At 64.9% G+C, this 11,949-nt stretch carries 7 protein-coding genes; all 7 read left to right on the top strand.

The features are described 5' to 3' along the window. Nucleotides 1–80 precede the first annotated feature (80 nt). The 7 genes from rplK to ACODT0_RS25215 all read left to right on the top strand — a co-directional run bounded on the left by rplK (nucleotide 81) and on the right by ACODT0_RS25215 (nucleotide 11,904). The gene (rplK, locus tag ACODT0_RS25245) at nucleotides 81–512 is read left to right on the top strand and encodes a 50S ribosomal protein L11 (protein ID WP_479671539.1); all 432 of its coding nucleotides are present in this window, start codon (nucleotides 81–83) and stop codon (nucleotides 510–512) included. Then, nucleotides 513–1,211: a 50S ribosomal protein L1 gene (rplA, locus tag ACODT0_RS25240; protein ID WP_057596630.1), complete on the top strand. Its 699-nt coding sequence runs from the start codon at nucleotides 513–515 to the stop codon at nucleotides 1,209–1,211. It begins immediately after the preceding gene. A gap of 299 nt (nucleotides 1,212–1,510) precedes the next feature. After that, nucleotides 1,511–2,044, top strand: a complete 534-nt coding sequence (gene rplJ / locus ACODT0_RS25235) for a 50S ribosomal protein L10 (RefSeq protein ID WP_057596629.1) — start codon at nucleotides 1,511–1,513, stop codon at nucleotides 2,042–2,044. Between the two features lie 50 nt (nucleotides 2,045–2,094). Further along, nucleotides 2,095–2,472 carry a 50S ribosomal protein L7/L12 gene (rplL, locus tag ACODT0_RS25230; RefSeq protein WP_057596628.1) on the top strand — a complete coding sequence of 126 codons (378 nt, stop codon included), beginning with the start codon at nucleotides 2,095–2,097 and terminating at the stop codon, nucleotides 2,470–2,472. A gap of 301 nt (nucleotides 2,473–2,773) precedes the next feature. Further along, nucleotides 2,774–6,898, top strand: a complete 4,125-nt coding sequence (gene rpoB, locus ACODT0_RS25225) for a DNA-directed RNA polymerase subunit beta (protein WP_057596627.1) — start codon at nucleotides 2,774–2,776, stop codon at nucleotides 6,896–6,898. Nucleotides 6,899–6,917: 19 nt separating this feature from the next. After that, nucleotides 6,918–11,147, top strand: a complete 4,230-nt coding sequence (rpoC, locus tag ACODT0_RS25220) for a DNA-directed RNA polymerase subunit beta' (protein ID WP_057596626.1) — start codon at nucleotides 6,918–6,920, stop codon at nucleotides 11,145–11,147. Nucleotides 11,148–11,283: 136 nt separating this feature from the next. After that, nucleotides 11,284–11,904 carry a LemA family protein gene (locus ACODT0_RS25215; RefSeq protein ID WP_489042581.1) on the top strand — a complete coding sequence of 207 codons (621 nt, stop codon included), beginning with the start codon at nucleotides 11,284–11,286 and terminating at the stop codon, nucleotides 11,902–11,904. The last annotated feature ends 45 nt before the right edge of the window (nucleotides 11,905–11,949 follow it).

Below are 11,949 nucleotides of genomic sequence, written 5' to 3'. Positions count from 1 at the left end.
CGCGGCCTTGATCGAAGAGTCGTTCACCCCGGGGAGCCCAGGCCACAGGCCTCGGCGATATCACCCGCAAGGAGCAAAGCATGGCGAAAAAAATCGTCGGCTTCATCAAGCTGCAAGTGCCAGCTGGTAAGGCCAACCCGTCCCCGCCGATCGGTCCCGCACTCGGTCAGCGCGGTCTGAACATCATGGAGTTCTGCAAGGCGTTCAACGCCCAGACGCAGAGCTACGAGCCGGGTCTGGCGCTGCCGGTGGTCATCACCGCTTTCGCCGACAAGAGCTTCACCTTCATCATCAAGTCGCCGCCCGCTGGCGTGCTGATCAAGAAGGCCATCAAGCTCGACAAGGGCTCCAAGCGCCCGAACACCGAGAAGGTCGGCAAGATCACGCGCGCCCAGCTCGAAGAGATCGCAAAGACCAAGATGAAGGACCTGACCGCTGCCGACATGGACGCCGCGGTTCGCACCATCGCTGGTACGGCCCGTTCCATGGGCGTGAATGTGGAGGGCGTGTAAATGGCCAAGATCACCAAGAAGCAGAAGTCGCTCGAAGGCAAGGTCGACAGCACCAAGCTGTACCCGCTGACTGACGCGATCACCATCGTCAAGGAAGCCGCCACCGCCAAGTTCGACGAATCGATCGACGTGGCCGTGCAGCTCGGCATCGACGCGAAGAAGTCGGACCAGGTTGTGCGTGGCGCCGTCGTGCTGCCCAACGGCACCGGCAAGACCAAGCGCGTGGCCGTGTTCGCCCAAGGCGCCAAGGCTGAAGAAGCCAAGGCCGCCGGCGCCGACATCGTCGGCATGGACGACCTGGCTGCCATGGTCAAGGCGGGCGACATGCCCTTCGACGTCGTGATCGCCGCTCCCGACGCGATGCGCGTGGTCGGTACGCTCGGCCAGATCCTCGGCCCGCGCGGCCTGATGCCGAACCCGAAGGTCGGCACCGTGACGCCCGACGTCGCGACCGCCGTGAAGAACGCCAAGGCCGGCCAGGTGCAGTTCCGCGTCGACAAGGCCGGTATCGTGCACGGCACGATCGGTCGCCGTTCGTTCGACAGCGACAAGCTGCAAGGCAACCTCGCCGCGCTGATCGATGCCCTGGTCAAGGCCAAGCCGGCCTCGAGCAAGGGTGTCTACCTGCGCAAGGTGGCCGTGTCGTCGACGATGGGCGTGGGTGTCCGCGTGGACACGCAGACCATCGCCGCTGCCTGATCCCAGGCAGGAGCGAAGGCAAAAAGTAGATTGGCCCGGCTCCGGTTCCGCAAGGAACGGGGCAGGGCGAATGTGGTGGGTCGCGGCGGCTTCGGTTGCCGCGGGCCATCCAAGACCGCTGGTGTGCAGGTCGCCTGCACTTAATCGCCCGGCCCCCGCCGGGCAGCCAGCGCAGATGGCGATCCCGCTGCAAGGAATTCGAGTTTTCCGACGAATGGGTTCCGAACAGTTGGTCGCTGCATGAGGCGCGGTCCGAGGTTCATGAAACAGCCGAAGACCGCATTGAAAAGGAGTAGACCTTGAGTCTGAATCGCAGTGAGAAAGAAGCGGTCATCAATGAAGTGACCAGCCTCGCCGCAAAAGCTCAAACGCTCGTGATGGCGGAATACCGTGGCATCACGGTGGCCGACATGACCAAACTGCGCAGCGAAGCTCGCAGCAAGGGTGTGAGCCTGAGTGTTCTGAAGAACACCCTGGCCCGCCGTGCTGTGGCTGGCAGCGCGTTTGAGATCGTCGGCGACCAGATGACCGGTCCGCTGATCTATGGCTTCTCCGAAGACGCCGTGGCCGCCGCGAAGGTGGTGGCCGATTTCGCGAAAACCAACGACAAGCTGGTGATTCGCGGTGGCGCATTCGGTGGCAAGGCCCTGGACGTCGACGGCGTGAAGCAACTGGCCAACATCCCTTCCAAGGAAGTGCTGCTGGCGCAACTGCTGGGCTTGATGCAATCGCCGATCTCTCGTACCGCCCGCGTGCTCGCGGCGCTGGCCGAGAAGCGCGGTGGTGGCGAAGCTGCACCCGCCGATGCACCGGCAGAAGCGCAAGCGGCTTGATCGCCAAGCCTTGCGTTTGAAAAATTCAACCCAATTGTTAGGAAACCAAAATGGCATTCGATAAAGACGCATTTCTGACCGCGCTGGACAGCATGACGGTCCTCGAGCTCAACGACCTGGTCAAGGCCATCGAAGAGAAGTTCGGCGTGAGCGCCGCTGCAATGGCTGCTCCGGCTGCCGGTGGTGGCGGTGCCGCCGCTGCTGCGGTCGAAGAGAAGACCGAATTCAACGTCGTGCTGGCTGACGTCGGCGCGAACAAGGTGTCGGTCATCAAGGCCGTGCGCGAAATCACCGGCCTGGGCCTCAAGGAAGCCAAGGACCTGGTGGAAGCCGCTCCCAAGGCCGTCAAGGAAGGCCTGTCGAAGGCTGACGCCGACGCTGCCAAGAAGAAGCTGGAAGAAGCCGGCGCCAAGGTGGAACTGAAGTAATTCGGTCCCCCTCGAGGGCTGGAGGTGCCTGAAAAGGCCCTCCAGCCTTTGCCGCTTTCAGAGCGCACTCAAAAGTCGGCTCGATGCCGGCTTTCCCGAAGACCAGGAGGTCGAGGGAAATGCCAGATCAAGACGTTTTTTGAGTGTCTTCTGACCCCGACTGCAGAAGACCCCTTGGTTCGGGCGATGTGCAACGCATCGCTGTCCGCCAACGGCTGGTAGTGGCCAGCCGCCAAGCAGTGGTGCCGTTCGTCCCGGCATTGCTGACAAGTCGCTGAAGATCTCAAGCACCGGAGCTCTCATGGCCCAATCGTCCGCGTACAGTTACACCGAACGCAAGCGCATCCGAAAAAGTTTCGGCAGCCGCGACAGCGTCGTCGAAATTCCCTACCTGCTGCAGATGCAGAAGGACGCGTACACCGCGTTCCTGCAAGCGGGCATCGCTCCGCAAAAACGCACTGTCGAAGGCCTGCAGGCCGCGTTCGACGCCGCCTTCCCGATCGTCTCGCACAACGGTTTCGTCGAGATGAAGTTCCTCGAGTACAACCTGGCGAAGCCGGCGTTCGACGTGCGCGAGTGCCAGACCCGTGGTCTGACCTTCGCCTCGGCGGTGCGCGCCAAGGTCCAGCTCATCATCTATGACCGCGAGTCGTCGACCTCGCAGTCGAAGGTGGTCAAGGAAGTGAAGGAGCAAGAGGTCTACATGGGCGAAGTGCCGCTCATGACCGAGAAGGGCTCGTTCATCATCAACGGCACGGAACGCGTGATCGTTTCGCAGCTGCACCGTTCGCCGGGCGTGTTCTTCGAACACGACAAGGGCAAGACGCACAGCTCGGGCAAGCTGCTGTTCTCGGCCCGCGTGATTCCCTACCGCGGTTCGTGGCTCGACTTCGAGTTCGACCCGAAGGACATGCTGTACTTCCGCGTCGACCGTCGCCGCAAGATGCCGGTCACGATCCTGCTGAAGGCCATCGGCCTGAACCCGGAATCGATCCTCGCGAACTTCTTCGTCAACGACAACTTCCGCCTCATGGACAGCGGCGCGCAGATGGAGTTCGTCTCCGAGCGCCTGCGCGGCGAAGTCGCGCGCTTCGACATCACCGACAAGTCGGGCAAGGTCGTGGTCGCCAAGGACAAGCGGGTCACCGCGCGCCACACGCGTGAACTCGAGCAGGGCGGCACCACGCACATCAGCGTGCCGGAAGACTTCCTGATCGGCCGCGTGATCGCGCGCAACATCGTCGACCCCGACTCGGGCGAGATCCTGTCGAAGGCCAACGACGAGCTGACCGAATCGCTGCTGAAGAAGCTGCGCGGCGCCGGCGTGCAGGACATCCAGGTCATCTACACCAACGAACTCGACCAGGGCGCGTACATCTCGCAGACCCTGCGCATCGACGAGACGGTGGACGAGTTCGCCGCGCGCGTGGCGATCTACCGCATGATGCGCCCCGGCGAGCCGCCGACGGAAGACGCGGTGCAGGCCCTGTTCCAGCGCCTGTTCTACAACCCGGACACGTACGACCTGTCGCGTGTGGGCCGCATGAAGTTCAACGCCAAGGTCGGCCGCGACGAGTCGACCGGCCCGATGGTGCTGACCAACGAGGACATCCTGGCGGTCGTCAAGATCCTGGTGGACCTGCGCAACGGCAACGGCGAAGTCGACGACATCGACCACCTCGGCAACCGCCGCGTGCGTTGCGTCGGCGAACTGGCCGAGAACCAGTACCGCACCGGCCTGGCCCGTATCGAGAAGGCCGTGAAGGAGCGTCTGGGCCAGGCGGAGCAAGAGCCGCTGATGCCGCACGACCTGATCAACAGCAAGCCGATCTCGGCCGCGCTGAAGGAGTTCTTCGGCGCCTCGCAGCTGTCGCAGTTCATGGACCAGACGAACCCGCTGTCCGAGATCACCCACAAGCGCCGCGTGTCGGCCCTTGGCCCGGGCGGTCTGACGCGCGAGCGTGCCGGCTTCGAAGTGCGCGACGTGCACGTGACCCATTACGGCCGCGTGTGCCCGATCGAAACGCCCGAAGGCCCGAACATCGGCCTGATCAACTCGCTGGCCCTGTATGCCCGCCTCAACGAGTACGGCTTCATCGAGACGCCGTACCGCCGCGTGGTCGACAGCAAGGTCACGAACGAGATCGACTACCTGTCGGCCATCGAGGAAGGCAAGTACGTCATCGCCCAGGCCAACGCGGCCCTGGACAAGGATGGCAAGCTGACCGGCGACCTGGTGTCGGCGCGTGAAGCCGGCGAATCGATCCTGGTCGGCGCCGAGCGCATCCAGTACATGGACGTGTCGCCCGCGCAGATCGTGTCGGTGGCCGCTTCGCTGGTTCCGTTCCTCGAGCACGACGACGCGAACCGCGCGCTGATGGGCGCCAACATGCAGCGCCAGGCCGTGCCCGTGCTGCGTCCCGAGAAGCCGATGGTCGGCACCGGCATCGAGCGCGTCTCCGCGGTCGACTCCGGCACCGTGGTCACGGCCACCCGCGGCGGTATCGTCGACTACGTCGACGCGACCCGTGTCGTGGTGCGCGTGAACGACGACGAGGCCGCGGCCGGCGAAGTCGGCGTGGACATCTACAACCTGATCAAGTATCAGCGTTCGAACCAGAACACCAACATCCACCAGCGTCCGATCGTCAAGCGCGGCGACAAGATCGCCAAGGGCGACGTGGTGGCCGACGGTGCATCGACCGACCTCGGCGAACTGGCCCTGGGCCAGAACATGCTGATCGCGTTCATGCCCTGGAACGGCTACAACTTCGAAGACTCGATCCTGATCTCCGAACGCATCGTGGCCGACGACCGCTACACCTCGATCCACATCGAGGAACTGGTGGTGATGGCCCGCGACACCAAGCTCGGCGCCGAGGAAATCACGCGCGACATCCCGAACCTGGCCGAACAGCAGCTCAACCGCCTCGACGAGTCCGGCATCATCTACGTGGGTGCCGAAGTCATGCCCGGCGACACGCTGGTGGGCAAGGTCACGCCGAAGGGCGAGACCACGCTGACGCCGGAAGAGAAGCTGCTGCGCGCCATCTTCGGCGAGAAGGCTTCGGACGTGAAGGACACCTCGCTGCGCGTGGACCAGGGCTCGCAAGGCACCGTGATCGACGTGCAGGTGTTCACCCGCGAAGGCATCCAGCGCGACAAGCGCGCCCAGCAGATCATCGACGACGAGCTCAAGCGCTTCCGCCTCGACCTGAACGACCAGCTTCGCATCGTCGAGGCCGACGCCTTCGACCGGATCGAGAAGCTGCTGACCGGCAAGGTCGCCAACGGCGGCCCGAACAAGCTCGCCAAGGGCACCAAGCTCGACAAGGCCTACCTGTCGTCGGTCGAGAAGTTCCACTGGTTCGACATCCGTCCGGCCGACGAGGAAGTGGCCTCGCAGCTGGAGTCGATCAAGAACTCGCTCGAGCAGACGCGCCACAGCTTCGACCTCGCGTTCGAAGAAAAGCGCAAGAAGCTCACGCAGGGCGACGAGCTGCCCGCGGGCGTGCTCAAGATGGTCAAGGTCTACCTGGCCGTCAAGCGCCGCCTGCAACCCGGCGACAAGATGGCCGGCCGCCACGGCAACAAGGGCGTGGTGTCGAAGATCGTTCCGATCGAGGACATGCCGCACATGGCCGACGGCACGCCGTGCGACATCTGCCTGAACCCGCTGGGCGTGCCCTCGCGGATGAACGTGGGTCAGGTGCTCGAGGTGCATCTGGGCTGGGCCGGCAAGGGCATCGGCCAGCGCATCGGCGACCTGCTGCAGCAGGAGGCCAAGGCGGCCGAGCTGCGCCAGTTCATGGAGCAGCTGTACAACGGCTCGGGCCGCGAGGAGAACATCGCCTCGCTGAGCGACGCCGACGTGCTCGAGATGGCGGCGAACCTGCAGAACGGCGCGACCTTCGCGACCCCCGTGTTCGACGGGGCCTCGGAAGAGGAAATCCGCGGCATGCTGAAGCTCGCCTACCCGGACGACATCGCCAAGGCCAAGGGCCTGACCGAGAGCCGCACGCAGGCCTATCTGTTCGACGGCCGCACCGGCGACCAGTTCGAGCGTCCCGTCACCGTCGGCTACATGCACTTCCTGAAGCTGCATCACCTGGTGGACGACAAGATGCACGCGCGCTCGACCGGCCCGTACTCGCTGGTCACGCAGCAGCCGCTGGGCGGCAAGGCGCAATTCGGCGGCCAGCGTTTCGGGGAAATGGAAGTGTGGGCGCTGGAAGCCTACGGCGCTGCCTACGTCCTGCAGGAAATGCTGACCGTGAAGTCCGACGACGTGCAGGGCCGGACCAAGGTCTACGAAAGCATCGTCAAGGGCGAGCACTCGATCGAAGCCGGCATGCCGGAATCGTTCAACGTGCTGGTCAAGGAAATCCGTTCGCTGGGTCTCGACATCGAGCTCGAGCGTTCGTAAACGAAGGGGATAGAGTCTTATGAAATCGCTACTCGACCTGTTCAAGCAGTTCACCCCGGATGAGCATTTCGATGCCATCAAGATCGGCATGGCTTCGCCCGAAAAGATCCGCTCGTGGTCTTTCGGCGAGGTGAAGAAGCCCGAGACGATCAACTACCGCACGTTCAAGCCCGAACGCGACGGCCTGTTCTGCGCCAAGATCTTCGGCCCGATCAAGGACTACGAGTGCCTGTGCGGCAAGTACAAGCGCCTCAAGCACCGCGGCGTGATCTGCGAGAAGTGCGGCGTCGAAGTCACGCAGACCAAGGTTCGCCGCGAGCGCATGGGTCACATCGACCTGGCCGCTCCCTGCGCGCACATCTGGTTCCTGAAGTCGCTGCCGTCGCGCCTGGGCCTGGTGCTCGACATGACGCTGCGCGACATCGAGCGCGTGCTGTACTTCGAAGCCTACGTGGTGACCGACCCCGGCATGACCCCGCTGAAGAAGTTCAGCATCATGTCCGAGGACGACTACGACACGAAGCGCAAGGAATACGGTGACGAGTTCATCGCCAAGATGGGCGCCGAAGGCATCAAGGACCTGCTGGAGGGCATCGAGCTCGACAGCGAGATCGAGAAGCTGCGCGGCGACCTGACCGGTTCCGAAGTCAAGGTCAAGAAGAACTCCAAGCGCCTGAAGGTGCTCGAGGCCTTCCGCAAGTCGGGCATCAAGCCCAACTGGATGGTGCTCGACGTGCTGCCCGTGCTGCCGCCGGACCTGCGTCCGCTGGTGCCGCTGGACGGCGGCCGCTTCGCGACCTCCGACCTGAACGACCTGTACCGCCGCGTCATCAACCGCAACTCGCGTCTGCGCCGCCTGCTGGAGCTCAAGGCTCCGGAAATCATCGCGCGCAACGAAAAGCGGATGCTGCAGGAAGCCGTCGACTCGCTGCTGGACAACGGCCGCCGCGGCAAGGCCATGACGGGCGCCAACAAGCGCGCGCTCAAGTCGCTGGCCGACATGATCAAGGGCAAGAGCGGTCGCTTCCGCCAGAACCTGCTGGGCAAGCGCGTCGACTACTCGGGCCGTTCGGTCATCGTGGTGGGCCCGACGCTCAAGCTGCACCAGTGCGGCCTGCCGAAGCTGATGGCGCTCGAGCTGTTCAAGCCCTTCATCTTCTCGCGCCTCGAAGCCATGGGCATCGCGACCACGATCAAGGCTGCCAAGAAGGAAGTCGAATCGGGCACGCCGGTGGTCTGGGACATCCTGGAAGAGGTGATCAAGGAGCACCCGGTGATGCTGAACCGCGCACCGACGCTGCACCGCCTGGGCATCCAGGCCTTCGAGCCGATCCTGATCGAAGGCAAGGCGATCCAGCTGCACCCGCTGGTCTGCGCGGCCTTCAACGCCGACTTCGACGGCGACCAGATGGCCGTCCACGTGCCGCTGTCGGTGGAAGCGCAGATGGAAGCCCGCACGCTGATGCTGGCCTCCAACAACGTGCTGTTCCCCGCTTCGGGCGAACCCTCGATCGTTCCCTCGCAGGACGTGGTGCTGGGTCTGTACTACACGACCCGCGACCGCATCAACGGCAAGGGCGAAGGCCTGATGTTCTCGGACATCGGTGAAGTGCAGCGCGCGCTCGACGCCAACGTGGTCGAGCTGACCGCCAAGGTCGCCGTGCGCATCACGGAGTACACCAAGAACAAGGAAACCGGCGAATTCGTGCCGTCGACCTCGCTCGTGGACACCACCGTGGGCCGTGCCCTGCTGTCCGAGATCCTGCCCAAGGGCCTGCCGTTCTCGAACATCAACAAGGCGCTGAAGAAGAAGGAAATCTCCAAGCTCATCAACGTGAGCTTCCGCAAGTGCGGCCTGAAGGAGACCGTGGTCTTCGCCGACAAGCTGCTGCAGAACGGTTTCCGCCTCGCGACCAAGGCCGGCATCTCGATCGCCATCGACGACATGCTGGTGCCGGCCGAGAAGCACGGCATCATCGACCGCTCGGCCAAGGAAGTGAAGGAGATCGAGCAGCAGTACGTCTCCGGTCTCGTGACCTCCGGCGAGCGCTACAACAAGGTGGTGGACATCTGGGGCAAGGCCGGCGACGAAGTGTCGAAGGTGATGATGGCCAAGCTGTCGAAGCAGAAGGTCATCGACCGCCACGGCAAGGAAGTCGAGCAGGAGTCCTTCAACTCGATCTACATGATGGCCGACTCGGGTGCCCGCGGTTCCGCGGCCCAGATCCGCCAGGTGGCCGGCATGCGCGGCCTGATGGCCAAGCCGGACGGCTCGATCATCGAGACGCCCATCACCGCGAACTTCCGCGAAGGCCTGAACGTGCTGGAGTACTTCATCTCCACCCACGGTGCCCGAAAGGGTCTGGCCGACACGGCGCTGAAGACGGCGAACTCGGGCTACCTGACCCGCCGTCTGGTCGACGTGACGCAGGATCTGGTCGTGATCGAGCAGGACTGCGGCACGCACGACGGCGCGCTGATGCGCGCGATCGTCGAGGGCGGTGAAGTCATCGAATCGCTGCGCGACCGTATCCTCGGCCGTACCGCGGCCGAAGACGTGGTGCACCCCGAGACGCGCGCCGTGCTGGTCAAGGCCGGCGACATGCTCGACGAGGACACGATCGAGGCCATCGAGGCCGACGGCGTGGACGAAGTCAAGGTCCGCACCGCGCTGACCTGCGCCACGCGCTTCGGCATCTGCGCCAAGTGCTACGGCCGCGACCTCGGCCGCGGCGGTCTGGTGAACAACGGCGAAGCGGTCGGCGTGATAGCGGCGCAGTCGATCGGCGAACCGGGCACGCAGCTCACGATGCGTACCTTCCACATCGGTGGTGCGGCTTCGCGCGCGGCTGTCGCTTCGAGCGTCGAGGCCAAGTCCAACGGCGTGATCGGCTTCAACGCCACGATGCGCTACGTGACCAACAGCAAGAACGAGCTGGTGGTGATCGCACGTTCGGGCGAGATCGTCATCCATGACGAGCACGGCCGCGAGCGCGAGCGCCACAAGGTGCCGTACGGTGCGACGCTGACGGTCAAGGCCGACCAGCAGATCAAGGCCGGCCACGTGCTCGCCAACTGGGACCCGCTGACGCGTCCGATCATCACGGAATTCGCCGGCAAGACCCAGTTCGAGAACGTCGAGGAAGGCCTCACGGTCGCCAAGCAGGTGGACGACGTGACCGGTCTGTCGACCCTGGTCGTGATCGACCCGAAGCGCCGCGGCGCCGCCAAGGTCGTGCGTCCGCAGGTCAAGCTGATCGACGCCTCGGGCGCCGAGGTGAAGATCCCCGGCACCGACCACTCGGTGACGATCGGCTTCCCGATCGGCGCGCTGATCCAGGTGCGCGACGGCCAGGACGTGGGCCCCGGCGAAGTGCTGGCGCGTATTCCGGTCGAAGGCCAGAAGACCCGCGACATCACCGGCGGTCTGCCGCGCGTGGCCGAGCTGTTCGAAGCCCGTTCGCCGAAGGACAAGGGCATGCTGGCCGAGATGACCGGCACCGTGTCGTTCGGCAAGGAGACGAAGGGCAAGATCCGCCTGCAGATCACCGACCCGGAAGGCAAGGTCTGGGAAGAGCTCGTGCCGAAGGAAAAGAACATCCTGGTGCACGAAGGCCAGGTGGTGAACAAGGGCGAGAGCGTGGTCGACGGTCCGGCGGACCCGCAGGACATCCTGCGCCTGCTGGGTTCGGAAGAACTCGCGCGCTACATCGTGGACGAGGTGCAGGACGTGTACCGCCTGCAGGGCGTGAAGATCAACGACAAGCACATCGAGGTGATCGTTCGCCAGATGCTGCGCCGCGTCGTGGTCGACAACGTCGGCGACACCAACTACATCTCGGGCGAACAGGTCGAACGCAGCGAAATGCTCAACACCAACGACGCCCTGCGCGCCGACGGCAAGATCCCCGCGACGTACACCAACCTGCTGCTCGGTATCACGAAGGCCTCGCTGTCGACCGACTCGTTCATCTCCGCCGCTTCGTTCCAGGAAACGACGCGCGTGCTGACCGAGGCCGCGATCATGGGCAAGCGCGACGAGCTGCGCGGCCTGAAGGAAAACGTCATCGTCGGCCGCCTGATTCCCGCGGGCACCGGCATGGCGTACCACCAGGCACGCAAGGCCAAGGACGAGATGGACGAGGCCGAGCGCCGCGCCATCGCCGAGTCCGAAGCCGCCGAACTGGCTGGTTCGTCCAGCGATGCCACCACCACGGCCGACGCCAGCGAAGGCGCCGCGACCGAATAACTGGTTAGCATCGCCCGGCCATGACCGGTCGTGAACGCCTCCCGGCCCTCGCGGTCGGGAGGCGTTTTTTCATGGGGGCGCCGGTTTTCCGCCGGCCCTCCCGTCCTTCGTTTCCGCTTTTCCTGGAGTGCCGTCGATGAGCGTGTTGCCCGATTCGCTGGCCGGCTGGGTCGTCGTGGCCGTGCTGCTGTTCTGGTTTGTCGGCGCTTACAACCGGCTGGTGCGGCTGCGGGCCGCGGTCCTGCAGGCCTATGCCACGCTGGACGCCGCGCTGGCGCGCCAGCTCGACTTCGTGCAGACCAGCCTGAGCGCGCCGTCGGCCGCCGAGGAATCGGCCGATACTGCGGCGGGCGCCGCATCGCTGCAGGCCGCGACCACGCAGATGGCCACCCTGCTCGGCGCGACCCGGCAGCGCCCGCTCGAGGCCGGCAGCATGTCGGCGCTCGCGACCGCGCTGCAGGTGCTGCTGACCGCCTGGCAGCGCCGGCATCCGGATGCGGTGACCTCCTTCCATCCCGACGGCACGCTGTCGCGTCCCGCGGGGCAGGCCTCGACGGCGAACGCGCTGGTGCCGGTGGCGGCCGCGGGCGCGATCGCGGTCGAGCCGATGGCCTGGCCCGAGCCGTCGGCCGCCGCCGAGATCGCGCGCACCCAGTTCAACCTCGCGGTCGCCAGCTACAACGCGGCGATCGCCCAGTTCCCGGCGCTGCTGGTGGCATGGGCCGTGCGTCTGAGGCCCGCGGCGCCGCTGCACTGAACTTCGGCCGCCCGTTTCGTTCTTCATATTGCCCGGGTGGCGGAC

Source organism: Variovorax sp. FG153, assembly GCF_057809595.1.
This window is presented reverse-complemented; position numbering and strand designations above follow the sequence as displayed.

Excerpts from the sequence above, each read along its gene's own strand:
- rplK (WP_479671539.1), top strand. The coding sequence starts at position 81 with ATGGCGAAAAAAATCGTCGGCTTCATCAAGCTGCAAGTGCCAGCTGGT.
- rplA (WP_057596630.1), top strand. The coding sequence starts at position 513 with ATGGCCAAGATCACCAAGAAGCAGAAGTCGCTCGAAGGCAAGGTCGAC.
- rplL (WP_057596628.1), top strand. The coding sequence starts at position 2,095 with ATGGCATTCGATAAAGACGCATTTCTGACCGCGCTGGACAGCATGACG.
- rpoB (WP_057596627.1), top strand. The coding sequence starts at position 2,774 with ATGGCCCAATCGTCCGCGTACAGTTACACCGAACGCAAGCGCATCCGA.
- rpoC (WP_057596626.1), top strand. The coding sequence starts at position 6,918 with ATGAAATCGCTACTCGACCTGTTCAAGCAGTTCACCCCGGATGAGCAT.
- ACODT0_RS25215 (WP_489042581.1), top strand. The coding sequence starts at position 11,284 with ATGAGCGTGTTGCCCGATTCGCTGGCCGGCTGGGTCGTCGTGGCCGTG.